Genomic DNA, 15,994 nt, shown 5'->3' on the forward strand with positions numbered 1-15,994 from the left:
GTCATGTTCGACGAGTTCGACGACGAACGGCAGATCGGTGCTACCCATCTAGGCCTGCCAGGCATCGTGCTCGAAGGCGTCGACGACTTGCGGCTGTTCGAGCGGTATTGGTTCGCTAGCTACATGGACCGCGTCGATTTCGTCCAGGCCAACGACCTCGTGCAGGGCTCAGGATGCACCGCGGTGGCCGCCGCGGTCAAAAAGAGTCGTGAGGTGGACAAGATACCTGCGTTCGGTTTCGTGGACCGGGACTGGCTTTTCCGACACCGCGACTGGGATAACCTCTTCGCGCTCGATGATGCCGTTTTCGAGGCGGCGACGTGGAACGAGGAGTTTTATACGACCCGCCGTTGGGAGATCGAAGCCTATCTGCTGGAGCCCGACCTAATGGTCGATCTAGTGAAGTCCTTCACACGATCGGGAAAAGGGACCGAGGCGGAATGCAGGGCGGCGCTCGAGCGTGCATTGGTAGAGATTGAGAACCTCCTGCTCGTGCAGCGGCTTTTCGTGGCGTGTCATGTGGCCGGCATCAATCGCGCGTCGAACCACCTAGTGCACAAGCTCGCCGAAGAGCTCGAAGCCGAGTGCGAGAAGGAGCTGGAGGCTTTCACGCACGAGAACGGCCTGGCGGCTGCCGCGGCTGTCCGACCGCTTCTCGACGCCATCGTGGACTCGTCCCCAGGTCCGGACGAGGACAAGTGGCGTTGGCTTCTCAGGTTCGTGGATACGAAGCGACTCATCGGCAGACTGAGCAGGCGATTCGACACGGTGGGCGACATCCGCTGGTTCCTCGCCACCATGATGGAGAAGTCCGGTCGGCGGCCTCAGGAGTTGGAGAAGCGCATCAACGAAATCCTGGTGGCCGCCTGAATTGATTACAGACGGGCCATGCCGACCAAGCGCCCAACGAACGCGTCGAAATCCCCGGTGCTGGCTCTCCAGTCTTCCCACAGCAGCGTTATGCCGCGCTGCCAATGCGATGCCGCCAAGGACTGCATTCGCTTGCGGGTCATCGCTTCGCCCGACCTCGCGTCATGCTCCGAGATCAGGGTGATCCACGTTGCCAGCTCTATACCCTGGCCGAACAGCTGCTCGCCCTTGATCGGCTTGCCGTAACCCATGCTGCCCAATTCAAAGGAGGGGAGTTGGGGAATACTTAGCGACCGACCCAGAGCGAGCCTTGCCGGCCCGTATCGATGCGGCAGACTTAGGAAGCCCTGAAATCGGCTGTTCAGTTCGTCGGCATAGCGCGACGTTCTGAAGTCACCGCGCGTGAATTCTACCATTGTCGCCGACATCAGGATGCCGCTCCCGTTACTGGAAGGCGTTCGGTTGAAGGCAGCTTCAGCAATTCGCCGCTCCGTCGTGTCACAAGCGCCAGCTCGCCGGGATGAAGCTCGGCCGGATGAACAAGAAGGACGAGTTGTCGGTCCATTTCCATGAAATGGCCGATTACCCTACGGCGATGTTCGGCGTCGAGCCTCGCGAACGGACTGTCCATGATGATGGGGAAGTCCGCGGCTAGGCGGGCGAGAGCGGACATCAGCGACAGCGTGAAGATGTGGTTTTCGCCGGCGCTGGCGTCGAGTTCGTGCAGATCCCGTCCGGACCGGTCGAGCAGTGTAACACGTCCCTCCTCGTTGACCTTGATCTGTTCGACCACAGTCTTGTGCGCCATCGAGCGATAGGCGTCGGTAATCTCGGCGGACAGCGCATCGAGGTTTTGCGGAACGGCAGCGTCGGCAAGAGCGTCGATCAGATCGGCGGCCCGGTCCGCCGCGGCGCTCCGTTTGAGCGCCACCGCGTTGCCGCTCTCGCCCAGCGAGACCGCCGCCAACTGTTGCTCCTCGCATGAACGCCTGTCCTCCAACTCCCGCAACGCGGCAGCTTCCATCGCGTGACGGGCTTCCGCGCGGGCCAGTTCTTCCTGGATTCCGTTCAACTCCTCCGCCAACGACTTGGATTCGTCGTCCGTACCCTTCTGCTCGCCTAAGGCGCGATCGAGTTGGCCAATTCTCTCGTCGGCCCTAGAAACCGCGCGGGCGAGATCCCGGATGTCGGAGGCACTGACCGACGACAACTTAAGGAGATGCTCCGCCACGGAAAGGCGATCTGTCTCGCCCAAATGCGAGAGCAGGGGGCCGCCGGCATCCGCGGTGCGATTTCCCCACATCTCCCGCCACGCCAGGGCGAGAGCACGGGCGACATCGTCCGTCACCGTCGTGTGGCGCGAGACGCGGTCCACGAATTCCGAGGCGCGGTTCAGGTTCCGCTCCTCGTCCCCCTTGACTTGCGCGGCCTTATGCTCAGCCTCGATCCGCTCTAGTGCGGCAGTCCTGAGAGTTTCGCCGGCCAGCGCCTGTGCGAGCTCGCCGCTCAGCAAACGACGCAGTTCGTCGCGGAGAGCGTCTCGTTCCCGGATCACGCTTTCGCGCTGCTCGAAATGCGTCTTGAACGCACAGTAGCTGTCGCCGTGCAGGCGGCCGATACGGCTGACTACGTCATCACGCCGCTCCCGCAACGGCCCGATGACCGCCAGAAGCAGTTCCACCGACGTCGCGCGTTCCTCGATCTCGCGCCCCAGATTGTTAAGCGCGAGCCGGGCTTCGGCCGTGGCAGCCGCGTTGTCGGGAAGGTTGCGGCGCCGCTCCCGCGCATAGGTGCGAAGGTCAGCCGAGGCGCGATGCAGCCGGTCGATCCCGATCGCGGCTTCCAGCGCCGTTTTGACCTGGCCGTCCATATTGATGCTCGCCATGCGCTCGAGGTGTTCACCGTCTAGGATGAAGAAGCCCGCAAGATTGTCCTGAAGGATGTTCTGATCGACGAAGTCCCGGACGAACCGCTCGTCGTCTTCGGGGTCGGGGGAAGCAAGGATTATGCGGTCGGCCCCTTGGAAGATGCGCACTTCCTCGTCGTTCTTGCGCAGGGCGCCGTCAACGAAATGCCAGATCCTCTCGATGACGTACTCGTTGTCGTCCGATTGGAAAGTGATCTCAATCGTGATTTGCGTCCGCCCTTGGCGCGCTCCTGAGTTCAGCGCACGCTCCATGAAGCGTTCATATGACCGGTCTACACGGCTGACGGAATTAGCGCGGGCCAGCAGCGGAATGCCAAGCCGCCCGTAGAGACACAGCACGAAGGCCTCAAGTAGGCTGGTCTTCCCTGATCCGTTGTTACCCTCGATCAGCGCGACTGGTTTTTCGCGACCGTAGGGAATGTCCAACCGGAAGCGACGATAGGACTTCCAGTTGCGTAGCCCGATGGCGTTAAGGCGCATGCTATTCCCGGGCCTTGTCTAAAATAGCATCGAAGCGCTGGAAGAGACCGCGGCGGCGTAGCATACCGGCATGCTCGTCGATGGCGTCCAACAGGTCATCCACGATCGTGGGATCAACACCCCGTTCGGTGGACAGTCGCTGCAGCAATTCCCGACCGGCGGGCGTACGGAGCAGCGCCGGCTTCACGAAACCGCCTCGAGAGCGGTAGCCTCGACAGAAGCGACGACGGCGGCGGCGTCCTCGGCCCAGATGCGGTTGATCGCCTCGATCTCGGCGGCGGTGATCAGGGTGCGGCCGGTGGCACGTTCGACCTGATGCAGGCGATCGAGAATTTCCCGACGCGCGGTCGGCGTGAACGGTCCCGGGACCAATGAGCCGTCGGCAAGGAACGTCGTCTGGCCGTTGCGGCGCCGCGCCGATCGGCGAGCCGGATCGTTCCGGATTTCGGCAAGCCAGTCGCGGAAATCCATAAGTGGTTCGAGGTTCTCGTGACCCGCCTCGATGAAGCCGGCCATACTCCGGTCCTTCACGACAACGGTGCAGGTCCAGCAGCCGAATCGCGAGGACGACGTACCGCATGACGGAGCATCATCCTTACTGAGCACCAGCGGGCACTCGCCCCCCTGACCATCCTTGTAGAGTGCCACCAGATCGCGGTGGCTGCCGCCCCATGGTGGGCGACGTTGCAACAGGGTTGTCCAGACCTCGTCGGTGGAGAAATCCACGATCGGACGAAACACCTTACAGCCTTTGAGGTCGTTGTGGTCATTCAGCCTCTCGCCGTTATCATACCGGCTCATGCTAACGGCTCGAGTCGCTGATTCCTGACGGCGCACACCAAGCAAAAGGATGACTTCGCCGTTTTCAGATACTCGACTCCGGATGTAATGGGATGTCGGCTGGATCTTCATGCGGTCCGTACACCAGCGGAAGGTCCTGCTTGGGGCCGGATAGCCCCGTCCGATCAAGTTGACCCAGAAAGTCTGGTCGACCTTGGGCGCCGTCTTCGCCACGACTATGGGCAAGCGCATCGCCGTCACAGCGTCAGAAATGCGGTCCAAGGTCCTGTCTACCAGGTCGGCGACAACCGGGGCTTCGACGAGGGTGTCGTTCGAGACGACGTGCACCGTGCGTTTTCGTTCGCTGGGCGGGAGCTCGAGCAGCATCTCCATCGCCAGCTGCAGGACAAGGGTACTGTCCTTGCCGCCGGAGAAGCCGATGATCCAGGGATATTTGTGGTTTTGACCGTACTCATCCGCCAGATCAGCCTTGGCCGCTTCGAGCTTGTCCTCGAGCGCGTCCTCTTCCATCTGGGCAGCTAAAGGCAACAGGCTCATCGACTTAAGCTCCTTTGGTCCGGTTGTAGCCGACTCGGCGCAGTTTAGCCACCGCTTCCGCCATCGTCCCGGCGCCTGTTAACACCTCGTCGAGCGTAGTGAACCGTCCGAAGCCGATGCGGATGGCTTCTTCGGCGCGCTCCAAGCCAAACCCCAGCGCCATCACGACATGGCTGGGGTCGAGGCTGTCGGAAGTGCATGCCGAACCCGAAGCTACCGACACTTTCCCGCGCAGGCGCATTAGCAACGCCTCGGCGTCCACACCGTCGAAGCTGAGATTGAGATTTCCCGGCAAGCGTTCGCCCATCGTACCGTTGATCGTGAACCGCACGCCGATCTCGCGCAGACGTTCCATGAATGCGGCCCGCAACTCCCGCAGGAGCCCAGCCTCCTTCGTCATCACTTCCCCTGATATCCTGCAGGCCTCGCCGAAGCCGACACATAGCGCCACCGGCAACGTACCGCTGCGGAAGCCGCGCTCCTGACCGCCCCCCTCAATGATCGGGCTGATGCGTCGACCCGCGTCACGGGACATATAGAGGGCGCCAACGCCCATCGGTCCGTACAGCTTGTGCGACGAGATACTAACCATGTCGACACCGGTTTCGGCCACGTCGAACGGGACTTTGCCTATCGCCTGCGCCGCGTCGCTGTGGAATAAGGCGCCGGCGCGCTTCGCGATCCGGGAGATTTCCGCGAGGGGTTGCAGGACGCCGATCTCGTTGTTGGCGGCCATGGCGCTGACCACGGCCGTCCCTTCGTCCACAGTCTGCGCAAGTGCATCGAGATCGACAAGGCCTTCGCCGTCCACGCCGATGATCGTCGACCGGGCGCCTCTCCGGCCAGTCGCCAGCACCACATCTAATACGGCATGGTGTTCGGTAGCCAAGGTGACGACGCCGTCCCGCCTGGACGAAGCGAGCGCGCCCTTGATCGCAAGGTTGTCGGCCTCCGTGGCACCCGAGGTGAAGACGATCTCGTCCGGTTCAGCACCGACCAGGGCGGCGACTTGCGCCCGCGCCGTGTCCACCGCGGCCATCGCCGCGGTGCCGTGGTCATGGCGACTGGAGTGCGGATTCCCCAACGCAGTTAGATGCGGCAGCATGGCTTCTAGGACACGAGGGTCCAGCGGCGTCGTCGCTTGGTAGTCGAGATAGATTCCGTGTCTATCGATCGAGCCCATGGCGTCAGTGATGTGTTCAGCCGGTGGTTTCATTCGTCCGGATTAACCCCTAGAGTCGCTGAGTGCAACACCCGCACCGGGGCCGGGGTATTGGTCGCCAAACAACTTTTCGGACGGCAGTCTGCCCCCCCCGCCTAATGCCCTGGCACCACCTGTCATATCAAAGTCGGCGGCAACTGTCGCCGGCGATGTCGATCGTCGTCGAGGCGCCATCGGCTGATCGAGAGGTCTTCAATATGGAAGCATATTGGTTTCGGCCCATAACAATGCTGTGGCGGCGGTGTTCGCCGGCCCTCGATAACGGCTCAAGTTTCCACGCTAAAGGAGGCGGCGAAGGCGGGGCGAGTAATGCATTGCGGAGCCGTCCGCCGATAGCTCTCCTGCCGTGATCCACCCGTTCACACGTTGCCGCCAGTTTACGCCGAAGAACTTAGTCAGATCGCTTCCGCTTTAGGCCCTTTCCTTCTAAGTCGGTACGACCACTCGCTAGGAACGGCAAGGAGGATGCGGCTTTGTGCTTTGACACCAATACGCCAGGCACCTCAGCGGCGAGACAGCGCCCATGAAGAGTGATGCAATCTCATATCCCCCACGAGGTCTAACGCGTGAGGAATCAGCTCGCTACATCGGAGTCGGAACAACGCTTTTTGATGAAATGGTTGCCGATGGGCGCATGCCGAAGCCCAAGCGCATCAACAGCCGCGCTGTTTGGGATCGTGTGGCCCTCGACATAGCTTTCACCTCGTTGCCGGACAAAGGTAGCGGTCTTCAAGAACTACTGGAAAGAAGCAAACGGGACAGAGAAAGAAGAAATTAAATACGCTCCTTGCGTATATGCCGCAAGGGTAGTATGGAGATTGCCTGCGAAAGGCATGACATGAACGAGAATGAGAAATTGGCGCAAGAAGTCAAAGCTTGGCGGGCCAAGGAAGGGCTCACTGCTGAAGCCGCGGCCAAGGTGCTGGGAATACCGAAGCGCACCTTTGAAGGCATCGAGCAAAGCAGAGGGTTCCCTTACCCGGTGCTCCTGCGCGTTGCCATGAAGCAAGGCCGTTTCGCATGATCCGATTCATGAGAAGGTGCATGGTGGTGGGCAACTCCAGAAGAAGCCTCGAAAGAGCGTTTGATGGCTAAACATCCTGACTACCCTGGGGCTTCTTCTCGCGTCGTCAACGGCAAGGAGTACTGGCGCTTTCGTGCAAATCGCCATGCTCGGCAGATCGCCTTGCCCGGACAGCCGGGCGACGAAGCGTTTGAAGCCTGCTACCGACGTGCCGTCGAAGGTTGCACAGGCAAGTCGGAAATCATTGACATGCCGGGACGTGTCCTGCCGCGTTCGTTCGGGCACGCAGCACGGCGACTTGAATCCACGATGGAGTGGGCTGACTTCGATCCGGCTACCCAAGCCAAGAACAGCAACTTGATAGAGCGCTTCCTGAATATGCCTGTCGACCCCGAACATGTGGTGACATGGCGCGATGTGCCGGTTGAATACATGGATGCCGACAGGCTTCGCACGATCATCGAAGGTATCTTTAAGACAAACCGCACCGTCGCCAAACACATGCTGGTAGCCGTCAAAAAGCTCCTCTGGGTGGCTATCGAAGTCGAGAAATGGATAAAGCCGCAGGATGATCCATCGTTGTCGATCCGCGTGCGCATACCAAAATCGACCAAGAACCCGGCTTGGCCAATTGCGATCCGAGAAAAGTATGAAGAGAGACATCCGATCGGTACACCCGCTCGGACCTGCTATGCGCTGGGTTTCTGGCTCGGCAACCGACGAGGGGACATCGCTGACCTTGAATGGGATGATCTGGTGACTGAAGAGATCGAACTGTTCGATGGTTCCTTAGCATTGATCGAGGCGTTTGCCTTCAGACAGAAGAAGAATCGTAACCGCCATGGCGGGAGGGAGATGTTCATTCCCGTGGTGGACAAGCTGGCGGCAGCGCTTGACCCACTTGACCGCTCGAAGGGTGGAACCGTCTTGAAGAACGGCTATGGCAACCCGTTTTCAGAGAAGAGCCTGACAGGCATGATGCAGCATTGGACCCGGCAGGCTGACATTCCTGACGGCTATACTCTTCATGGCCTGCGCCGCACCTTCGGCACCTACCTCGCCGAATGCAACATCCAGGCACGTGCTATAATGGAAGCGATGGGACATTCTTCCATGACGGTCACGGACAATTATGTGCGCGAGGCTAACAAAAAAAGAATTGCAGTCGACATTGCGATTGCGATCAACCAGCGTGAGGAAAAGCGCGATCAGATGAAGCGGCGGGCGACTTTGCGGGTCGTGCGGTGAGCCAGAACCTCGAAGCGATTTATGAAAGCGGCTTTCGTCGCTTTCTTCCTCGCCGTGCGTGCCGTGGGCAAAGCGTGGGCAGAGCGTGGGCAAAAACCGATTTTTGGCAATGAAATCAATTGTTTTGGTGGGCCCGGAGGGACTCGAACCCCCAACCAAGCGGTTATGAGCCGCCGGCTCTAACCATTGAGCTACAGGCCCCACGCGGGCTGGCTTAGTGTTTTTCGCCGCGCGGCACAAGGCTTTCGAAAGCACTGGCGGCAAGCGCCAAAATCAGCCCATATTCGCTCCGTACAGCGGCGTGCGCGCCCATAAGGCGCGTGAACAGGTGGGGCCCGCACCGCACCGCCGGGAATCGACGCTTTTTTTGGGTCGGTGGCAGATGCTGCAGGGATACCGGATCGCAGATTTCGAGGAGTTTTCATGACCAGACATCTTTTGCCTGTCGCGCTCGCGGCCGCGATCGCGTTTCCGGCGCTGGCAAGCGCTGCCGACACACAGCCGCCTCCGCGCATTGTTGTCTCGGGCGAAGGCGAAGCGACGGCTGCGCCGGACATGGCGATCCTGACGCTCAGCGTCATGCGCGAGGCAGAGACCGCGCGCGCCGCGCTCGATGCCAACAATGACGCCATGGCGGCGGTGATCGCGGCGATGAAATCGACCGGCGTCGCCGATCGCGATCTGCAGACGGCCGGCATCCAGATCAACCCGCGCTACAATTACACCAACAAGGCAGACGGCAGCCAGGAAGCCGAGCTCGTCGCGTACCAGGTGACGAACACGCTGTCGGTACGCGTGCGCGACGTCGACAAGACCGGCGACATCCTCGACAGGGCGGTGTCGCTCGGCGTCAACCAGGGTGGCGGCATCGCCTTCACCAATGACGATCCGAAGGCCACCATCACTGAGGCGCGCAAGAAGGCGGTTGCCGACGCGATCGCCAAGGCCAAGACACTCGCCGGGGCCGCCGGCGTCAGCCTCGGCAGGGTGATCGAGATCGCCGACCAGAACGTCACGCCGGTGCCGATGCCGATGAACGCCAAGGCCTTCGATGCCGCCCGCGCCGCCGTGCCGGTGCAGGCCGGCGAGAACGCCTATACCGTCCAGGTGACCGTCACGTTCGAGCTGAAATAGCCAACCCAGAAACAAAACCCCGGAGGATCGGTCCTCCGGGGTTTCTGTCGTCCTCGCAGAAGACCTTGCTTACAGGTGATCCTCGCAGAGGATCGCTGTAAGCCGATCCCGCCGGACAAAAGTCTCAGCGATAGATGATCGGGCAGCCGCGCTCGTTGGCGAAGACCACCACCACGCGGTCGCCATATTGGCGGCCGGCCACCTTCACCGTGCGCCGGCTGATGTCGACGATGCGGACGCGATGCAGGCCCATGCGCTCGGCCTTGTCGAGCGCGCGGTCCGGCGAGCAGCCACGGCGGTGCCAGTCGCGATCGCGGCGGTAATATCCATCATCGTCATCGTCGCCGGTGTAGACGCCAAAGCGCGGGTCGTGATTGTTGCCGAAGCCGAGATAGAGGCTGTCCGCATGCGCCGGGATGGCGCCGAGCGTGGCAAGCCCGACAAGGGCCGAAAGGGCTGCCGTCTTGATCTGGTTGAACATCGTCTCTCTCCTTTTGCGGGCCTCTCGCCCCTTGAACTGATGATTGGCAAACCAATGACTACAAAATGCCTTTTCGTGTCTGAACTTTTTGCGAACCGGCCGTTCACGTCCGGTTCATGTGGAAGGAAAGGCGAAATCCTCGCGCATCCAAATCCGGAGCCGGAAACGCGCCGTAAGCGCCCGGTCCCCTCAGGGTTCGTCGTCAAGATGCGAACCCGTCAGGCTTCGTCATCAAAACGCGAACCCGTCAGGGTTCGTCGTCAAGTATATAGTCAAAATAGTCGTCCGGCTCAGCCAGATCAGTTTCCTTGGCCTTCACCCGGCCACGGATCGAAATCCCGGCCTCGTGCACCGTCTCGGCACTTCCCGAAACCAGCCGGTGCCACCAATAGAGATCGTGTCCCTCGGCCACCAGCCGGTAGGCGCAGGTCTTGGGCAGCCAGGTGATGGTGCGCACGTTCTGCGGCGTCAGCCCGACGCAATCGGGCACGCGCGACAGCCGGTTGGCGTAGTCCGAGCAAAGGCATTTCTCGGGATCGAACAGCCGGCAGCCGACACTCGTCCAATAGATCTCGCCGGTGTCCTCGTCCTCGAGCTTAGACAGGCAGCATTTGCCGCAGCCGTCGCAGAGCGATTCCCACTCGGCCGGAGTCATGGCCTCGAGCGTCTTGGTTTTCCAGAACGGTGCGTTCATGCGGCTGGATTTGGCGCTCCGGAGCCTTCCGGTCAAGCGCTGTTGTCATAGTGACCCAGTATCAACATTAGAAAAACACGAAATTGCCTTCAAAAGGCCGGCCGGGCATCCTTGGCTGGTGCCAATGCCTGACGGAACCAATTGCGGCTGATGAAAGTTTGGGCAGGGATGGGACCCCACTAGGAGAAAATTGATATGAAACGCCAACCACGGATTCTGGCGGGTACGGCAATCGGCCTGCTTATGGCATCCGCGCCGTTGGGCGCGTATCCGCTGCAGGCCGATTTCGGCACCTCGCGGGGGGCGCCGCTTATCCTGGCGCAGTCGAGCTGCGCCGAGGGTCAGTCGGCGGAAGAGTGTGCGCAAGGCGGCCAGCAGGGAGAAGCTGAGCAGCCGAGGAAAAAGAAGCGCGAGCAGCAACAGCAGACGGAATCGGCGCCGGCCGAACAGCCCGCCGAGCCCGAGCAGAAGCCGCGCCGGAAGCGGCAGGAGCAGCAGCAGATGAACACCGGCCAGGCAGAGGAAGCAGCACCGGCCGAGCAACAGCTCAAACCGCGCAAGAAACGCGACCAGCAGCAGCAGATCGAGGCAGCCCCAGCCGATCAGGGCGGCGCGCCTGTGACCGAAGAACAGCAGCCGCGCAAGAAGAAGCGCCAGCAGCAGCAAACCGAAACCGCGCCGGCCGAGCAGCCTGCTGAACAGGCGGCGCCCAACGAGGAACAGCAACCGCGCAAGAAGAAGCGGAACCAACAGCAGCAGACCGAAACCGCACCGGCCGAGCAGCCTGCTGAACAGGCGGCGCCCGCCAACGACAACATGCCGCAGGACAAGCTGCGCAGGAAGAAGCGCCAGCAGCAGACCGAGACCGCACCGGCCGAGCAGGCGCCGAAGACCGAAGCCCCTGCCGGCGAGGCGCAGCAGGCCGAGCCGCAGCAGAACAATCAGCAAGCTGCACCGGCCGAAGGCGAACAGCCTCTGGACAAGACAAAGAAGCGCAGGAAGCCTCTCGGCGAGCAGCCCGGCACCGGTCAAGCCGTGACGGGAGAGCAACCTTCGACCAAGCAGCCCTCCAGCGAGGGCCAGGCAACCACCGGCGGCCAGCCCGCTACCGGCGAGCAGCCACCAGCTGAAGGCGGCGCGAAGGGCGGCACGGCCGCGCAGGGCGAAGCGCCTGCCAACGCGAATGAGGCTCCCATACTCGACAGCCAGAAGGACGTCGTTCGCAAGCGCAAGGGCCGCCAGCCGGCCGGCCAGAACGAGAATGGCCAGGCCGGCGGCGTACAAGGCGGCAACCAGGCTGGACAGCAGGGAGGCCAGCAGGCGCAAAGGCCTGCGCCGGTCGATCAGGGCCCGCCGCCCACCGATGACAAGGCAGCCCAGCAGGAGATCAAGCCTGAAAAGCTCGTTCCGGTTACTGAAGAGAAGGGCAAGCGGATTGAGCTTACGCCCGAGCAGGTCGTCCGTGATCGCCGCCGGCCGCAGGGCGCGGACGTGGTCAAGCAGTTCGGCGACCGCGTGATCCTCCAGTTCAACAACCAGACGTTCGTGGAAAGCAACGAGGCTCCTCGCATCACCCGCGGCGCCAGGGATGTCTACTACGAGGATCTGCCGCGTGGTCGAACCCGTGAAATCGTGGAGCGCGACAACGGCGTCAAGATCATCACGATCCGCAACCGCAACGGCGACGTCGTCCGGCGTTCGCGCATCATGCCGGATGGCCGCGAATATGTGCTGAGCTATGTCGACGAGCGGTACTACAGCGACGTCGACGAATGGCGCGATCCCGGCGACGACCTGCCGCCGATGCGGCTCGACATCCCGCGTCGGGACTACATCCTGGATTCGGAGGAAGTCGAGGACCCGGACGAGTATTACACCTTCCTCGAGCAGCCGCCGGTGGAGAGGGTGCAGCGCCTCTACTCGATCGACGAGGTCAAGCGCTCGGCCCGCGTGCGCGACATCGCCCGCCGCATCGATCTCGACACGCTGAACTTCGACTTCGGCTCGGCCACGATTTCCGACACCGAAGTGCAGAAGCTCGAAGGTGTGGCCACCGCCATGGAAAAGCTTCTGAAGAAGAACCCGGCGGAAACCTTCCTGATCGAGGGCCATACGGACGCCGTCGGCACGCCAGATGCGAACCTCGCACTGTCGGACCGGCGTGCCGAGGCGGTGGCCGAGGCGTTGACCAGCGCGTTCGGCATCCCTGCCGAGAACCTCACGTCACAGGGCTACGGCGAGGAGTATCTCAAGGTGAACACGCCTGGCCCGAACCGCGAGAACCGCCGTGTCGCCATTCGTCGCATCACCTCGCTGGTGGCGCCGGTGGCGAGCAACAACGAGCAATGATTTCAAAATCCTGACCCGGTTTTCGAAAATCAGCGCGACAAGGCAGGGCCCGCCCGGATCCGGACGGGCCCTGCCTTTGAAAATTCAAGAAGAATTGTCGCGCTTGTCCCGCCGCGCTCATTGAATCGCCGCATTGCGGCACCCAGATTCAGGTCAGGGCGTTCCCTGCCCCGTCCCGACTCCAGCGGGACACATGAGCCCCGCCGGCGCCCCCTCTCCGGCGGGGCTCTTTGATGCTTGCCTATATCGACCGGGTGATGGCGCTGGCCAAGGGTAAGAAGGCCAAGACGTAGAAATACGCTTGGGCTCGCCAGCGTGAAGTCGCGTTGATATCATCTATTGGTATTGGAGCTTAGCCATGCCCAGAAACACGTCCATTACCCTCGGCGATCAATACGACACCTTCATCCAGCGGCAGATTGAGAAGGGCCGCTTTGGTTCTGCCTGTGAAGCCGTCCGCGCGGGTCTTCGCCTCCTTGAAGAGCAGGAACTGAAGCTCGAGCAGCTCCGTACCGCGATCGACGAAGGAGATCTGTCGGGCAGCCCCGAACCGTTCGACATTGAGGCGTTTCTCGAGTCGAAGAAACGCGGATGACACGAACGATCGTTTTTCGCCGAAAGCGAAGGCGGATCTCGATGGTACTGGGATTATTCTCTGAACCAATGGGGCGCGGAGTGGGCAGAAGCCTACATCCGCTCCATTCACTCCACGATCACCCTGATAGACCAGTTTCCGGCGATAGCACGGAACGCTTCGGATGTCCGGCCTGGCCTACTGAAATATGCTGTTGGTTCCCACGTACTGTACCTGCGGACGACTGAGCAATCCATTGATATTGTGCGCATTTTGCATCAACAAATGGACTATCCCAGGCACCTTTAGAACGTTCGCGTTATCTTCGTGTCCGAATTGGCAAATACTTCGTCCGGCACGAAGAAGTCGCCGGCCAGCGGCCCCTTGGCGCCCGGCGCATAGACCGAAAAGTCCGTGACGCCCTCGGCGCGCAGCACCTCCTCGTCGATGTAGAAATTGCCGGTAGCCTCGCGCGCCGGGCGCAGGAAGATCGCATGCGCCGCATCGGCCATGATGTCGGGCGAACGGCTCATCGCCGCCACCGTGGCGCCGCCCAGCAAATTGCGCACGGCGGCCGTGTCGATGGTCGAGATCGGCCATAGCGAATTGACGGCGATGCCGGCGCCGGCGAACTCCGCGCTCATGCCAAGCGTGCACATCGACATGCCGAACTTGGCCATGGTGTAGGCAACATGGTTCTTGAACCACTTGGCCTTCATGTCGAGCGGAGGTGCCAGAATCAGGATGTGAGGATTTTTGGCCGACTTCAGGTGCGGAATGCACATTTTGGACACCAGGAACGTGCCGCGCGTGTTGATCTGGTGCATCAGATCATAGCGCTTCATGTCGGTTTCCAGCGTGCCGGTGAGCTGGATGGCGCTGGCATTGTTGACGCAAATGTCGATGCCGCCGAACCGTTCGACCGTCTTTGCCACCGCATCGGCTACCTGAGCCTCGTCGCGGATGTCGCAGAGCATCGGCAGCGCCTTGCCGCCGGCCTGCTCGATCTCCTCGGCCGCGGTGTAGATCGTGCCCGGCAGCTTCGGATGCGGCTCTGCGGTCTTGGCCGCGATCGTCACATTGGCGCCGTCGCGCGCCATGCGCAGCGCGATCGCCAGCCCGATGCCGCGCGATCCGCCCGAGATGAACAGCGTCTTTCCCTTGAGCGACATTCTTGTACCTCCCAGTGCCAATAGCGTTCGCGCGATCCTTGCCCGCGCCTTCGAGCGGGTACAAGGGTTTGCAGTAGCGAGCGGTGATGACGCGAGGGGAGGCTTTGTTGCCCGCACATTGCGGAAGGTTCCCGAATTGGTATATATTCTATACAAATAGGTAGAATATAGAATGGCGCTTTCGATCAAAAACATGGAAGTCGAGCGGTTGGCGCGGGAACTTGCCCGCCGCCGCCACGTGTCGGTGACGGAAGCGATCCGCCAGTCTCTCGAGCGGGAAGTCGCGCGGGAGCGGCTGGTGCCTCGCGACAAAGGCACAGACCTTCTCCAACGTCTAATGGCGATTTCGGACAGGGCCGCGCAGATTCCGGAACGGGAAAATGCGATGACCGAGGATGAGATCCTTGGCTACGACGAACTTGGAATCCCGACGCGATGATCATCGACTCGTCGGCCCTGGTCGCGATCCTCCGCGCCGAGCCGGGCCATGAACGTTTCGTGCGGGCGATCACGGATGCCGCAAGACGGTTGATTGCTGCGCCAACACTCCTCGAAACGAGCATGGTGCTCGCTGGCAGGTGGCAGGACGAAATCCTGGACCAGCTCGACGCCTTCCTGCGCACGGCGTCGATCGAGACCATCGCCTTCACCGCCGACCACGCCGCCGTCGCGCGCCAGGCCTTCCAGCGCTACGGCAAGGGCCGACATCCGGCGGCGTTGAACTTCGGCGACTGCATCGCCTATGCCACGGCGCGGCTTGAAGCCATGCCACTACTGTTCAAGGGTGATGATTTCCGGCTGACCGACATTGAACCGGCAATCTGACGGGGACGCGTCACACCAGCACCAGCCCCTGCCGCATCGCGATCGCGATCGCATCGGTGCGGTTGGCTGCGCCGAGCTTGACCAGGATCGCGGCGACATGGAATTTCGCCGTATGGACGGAAATGTTGAGCCGCCGCGCGATCACTTTGTTGGGCGCGCCTTCCGCCAGCAGCGCCAGCACTTCCGCCTCGCGCTGCGACAACGCCGCGCGAGGCTCGTCGGTCGTCTCGTCCTCGGAAAGATCTCCGTGGAAATCGCCATGAGCGGCGACCTCCGACGGTGCTGCGCGGCTGATGCGGTAGCCGGACGCCGCCAACCGCAGAGCGGCCGCAATCAGCAAGCTATCGGCTGAGGCCGGCAGCGTCGCAAACACATTGCCGGCCGGCCGTTCGTGGCCGGCACGCCGGGAGAACAGCACGCATGGCGTTGCCGGGCTCACGGCCCGGCTTTCCAACGCCGCCTCGTCAACCAAGGCGACATCCGCCGTTTGACCCATGCTGCTTCCGGCGAGGATCGGCAGCAGGTCGTCGCTCGCCGCAAGCGCGTCGGCCAGTTGCTCGGCGCGCGCCGCGTCGCCGAGCGCGATCAGCACCGTCAGCCGGTGGCTTGCCGGCTCCGGTCGAGCAATCGTTTGTGCCGCGCTGCCTGGCATCGAC

General features: G+C 61.9%; 20 protein-coding genes and 1 tRNA gene. 11 read left to right on the top strand and 10 right to left on the bottom strand.

The genetic code is table 11. The features are described from left to right. Positions 1–3 precede the first annotated feature (3 nt). Complete coding sequence (locus EH240_RS11140; RefSeq protein ID WP_124998080.1) at positions 4–870, top strand: hypothetical protein; 867 nt, start codon at positions 4–6, stop codon at positions 868–870. 5 nt (positions 871–875) lie between these two features. Here EH240_RS11140 and EH240_RS11145 read toward each other — a convergent pair whose 3' ends face one another. Genes EH240_RS11145 through EH240_RS11165 form a run of 5 tightly spaced genes read right to left on the bottom strand, consistent with a single transcriptional unit; the run spans position 876 to position 5,831 of the window. Further along, positions 876–1,298 carry a hypothetical protein gene (locus EH240_RS11145; protein WP_124998082.1) on the bottom strand — a complete coding sequence of 141 codons (423 nt, stop codon included), beginning with the start codon at positions 1,296–1,298 and terminating at the stop codon, positions 876–878. Then, positions 1,298–3,277 carry an AAA family ATPase gene (locus EH240_RS11150; RefSeq protein WP_124998084.1) on the bottom strand — a complete coding sequence of 660 codons (1,980 nt, stop codon included), beginning with the start codon at positions 3,275–3,277 and terminating at the stop codon, positions 1,298–1,300. Before EH240_RS11150 ends, EH240_RS11145 begins: the two co-directional genes overlap by 1 nt. A gap of 1 nt (position 3,278) precedes the next feature. Beyond that, complete coding sequence (locus EH240_RS11155; RefSeq protein ID WP_124998086.1) at positions 3,279–3,464, bottom strand: hypothetical protein; 186 nt, start codon at positions 3,462–3,464, stop codon at positions 3,279–3,281. Continuing rightward, positions 3,461–4,615 (bottom strand): DNA phosphorothioation system sulfurtransferase DndC, encoded by a 1,155-nt coding sequence (gene dndC, locus EH240_RS11160; RefSeq protein ID WP_124998088.1) that lies wholly within the window; start codon positions 4,613–4,615, stop codon positions 3,461–3,463. The genes EH240_RS11155 and dndC overlap by 4 nt, the downstream gene beginning before the upstream one ends. A gap of 4 nt (positions 4,616–4,619) precedes the next feature. Then, positions 4,620–5,831 carry a cysteine desulfurase family protein gene (locus EH240_RS11165; RefSeq protein WP_206075248.1) on the bottom strand — a complete coding sequence of 404 codons (1,212 nt, stop codon included), beginning with the start codon at positions 5,829–5,831 and terminating at the stop codon, positions 4,620–4,622. A gap of 529 nt (positions 5,832–6,360) precedes the next feature. Between EH240_RS11165 and EH240_RS38820 the strand changes: the two genes are divergently transcribed. The 3 genes from EH240_RS38820 (at position 6,361) to EH240_RS11180 (ending at position 8,109) form a co-directional block, all read left to right on the top strand. Beyond that, on the top strand, positions 6,361–6,615 hold the full coding sequence (locus EH240_RS38820; RefSeq protein ID WP_124998090.1) for a helix-turn-helix transcriptional regulator: 255 nt from the start codon (positions 6,361–6,363) through the stop codon (positions 6,613–6,615). 60 nt (positions 6,616–6,675) lie between these two features. Further along, positions 6,676–6,861 (top strand): helix-turn-helix domain-containing protein, encoded by a 186-nt coding sequence (locus EH240_RS11175; RefSeq protein ID WP_124998092.1) that lies wholly within the window; start codon positions 6,676–6,678, stop codon positions 6,859–6,861. 63 nt (positions 6,862–6,924) lie between these two features. Then, entirely contained in the window at positions 6,925–8,109 is a 1,185-nt protein-coding gene (locus EH240_RS11180; protein WP_124998095.1) for a tyrosine-type recombinase/integrase, read from the top strand. A gap of 125 nt (positions 8,110–8,234) precedes the next feature. On the opposite strand, the gene EH240_RS11185 is transcribed toward EH240_RS11180, so the two are convergent. Then, positions 8,235–8,310, bottom strand: a tRNA-Ile gene (locus EH240_RS11185). A gap of 16 nt (positions 8,311–8,326) precedes the next feature. Between EH240_RS11185 and EH240_RS11190 the strand changes: the two genes are divergently transcribed. Continuing rightward, positions 8,327–8,536, top strand: coding sequence for a hypothetical protein (locus EH240_RS11190; RefSeq protein ID WP_124998097.1), 210 nt, complete (start codon positions 8,327–8,329; stop codon positions 8,534–8,536). Then, the gene (locus EH240_RS11195; protein WP_124998099.1) at positions 8,533–9,243 is read left to right on the top strand and encodes an SIMPL domain-containing protein; all 711 of its coding nucleotides are present in this window, start codon (positions 8,533–8,535) and stop codon (positions 9,241–9,243) included. The genes EH240_RS11190 and EH240_RS11195 overlap by 4 nt, the downstream gene beginning before the upstream one ends. A 124-nt stretch (positions 9,244–9,367) precedes the next feature. Here EH240_RS11195 and EH240_RS11200 read toward each other — a convergent pair whose 3' ends face one another. Then, positions 9,368–9,724 carry a hypothetical protein gene (locus EH240_RS11200; RefSeq protein WP_124998101.1) on the bottom strand — a complete coding sequence of 119 codons (357 nt, stop codon included), beginning with the start codon at positions 9,722–9,724 and terminating at the stop codon, positions 9,368–9,370. A gap of 247 nt (positions 9,725–9,971) precedes the next feature. Further along, positions 9,972–10,418, bottom strand: coding sequence for a YcgN family cysteine cluster protein (locus EH240_RS11205; RefSeq protein ID WP_124998164.1), 447 nt, complete (start codon positions 10,416–10,418; stop codon positions 9,972–9,974). A gap of 195 nt (positions 10,419–10,613) precedes the next feature. On the opposite strand from EH240_RS11205, the gene EH240_RS11210 reads away from it, so the two are divergent. The 3 genes from EH240_RS11210 (at position 10,614) to EH240_RS11220 (ending at position 13,650) form a co-directional block, all read left to right on the top strand. Then, positions 10,614–12,767: an OmpA family protein gene (locus tag EH240_RS11210; RefSeq protein ID WP_124998103.1), complete on the top strand. Its 2,154-nt coding sequence runs from the start codon at positions 10,614–10,616 to the stop codon at positions 12,765–12,767. A gap of 358 nt (positions 12,768–13,125) precedes the next feature. Then, positions 13,126–13,362: a type II toxin-antitoxin system ParD family antitoxin gene (locus EH240_RS11215; protein WP_124998105.1), complete on the top strand. Its 237-nt coding sequence runs from the start codon at positions 13,126–13,128 to the stop codon at positions 13,360–13,362. A 105-nt stretch (positions 13,363–13,467) separates the two neighbouring features. After that, positions 13,468–13,650, top strand: a complete 183-nt coding sequence (locus EH240_RS11220) for a type II toxin-antitoxin system RelE/ParE family toxin (protein ID WP_245435940.1) — start codon at positions 13,468–13,470, stop codon at positions 13,648–13,650. Here the strand turns inward: EH240_RS11220 and EH240_RS11225 are convergent. Then, on the bottom strand, positions 13,647–14,513 hold the full coding sequence (locus EH240_RS11225; protein WP_124998107.1) for an SDR family oxidoreductase: 867 nt from the start codon (positions 14,511–14,513) through the stop codon (positions 13,647–13,649). The genes EH240_RS11220 and EH240_RS11225 overlap by 4 nt on opposite strands. A gap of 172 nt (positions 14,514–14,685) precedes the next feature. On the opposite strand from EH240_RS11225, the gene EH240_RS11230 reads away from it, so the two are divergent. Continuing rightward, complete coding sequence (locus EH240_RS11230; protein WP_124998109.1) at positions 14,686–14,952, top strand: type II toxin-antitoxin system VapB family antitoxin; 267 nt, start codon at positions 14,686–14,688, stop codon at positions 14,950–14,952. Then, positions 14,949–15,338 carry a type II toxin-antitoxin system VapC family toxin gene (locus EH240_RS11235; RefSeq protein ID WP_124998111.1) on the top strand — a complete coding sequence of 130 codons (390 nt, stop codon included), beginning with the start codon at positions 14,949–14,951 and terminating at the stop codon, positions 15,336–15,338. The genes EH240_RS11230 and EH240_RS11235 overlap by 4 nt, the downstream gene beginning before the upstream one ends. Before the next feature lie 10 nt (positions 15,339–15,348). On the opposite strand, the gene EH240_RS11240 is transcribed toward EH240_RS11235, so the two are convergent. Next, positions 15,349–15,990 carry a helix-turn-helix transcriptional regulator gene (locus EH240_RS11240; RefSeq protein ID WP_124998113.1) on the bottom strand — a complete coding sequence of 214 codons (642 nt, stop codon included), beginning with the start codon at positions 15,988–15,990 and terminating at the stop codon, positions 15,349–15,351. Positions 15,991–15,994 lie beyond the last annotated feature (4 nt).

It is taken from the genome of Mesorhizobium tamadayense, assembly GCF_003863365.1.
GTDB classification, from domain to species: Bacteria; Pseudomonadota; Alphaproteobacteria; order Rhizobiales; family Rhizobiaceae; genus Mesorhizobium; species Mesorhizobium tamadayense.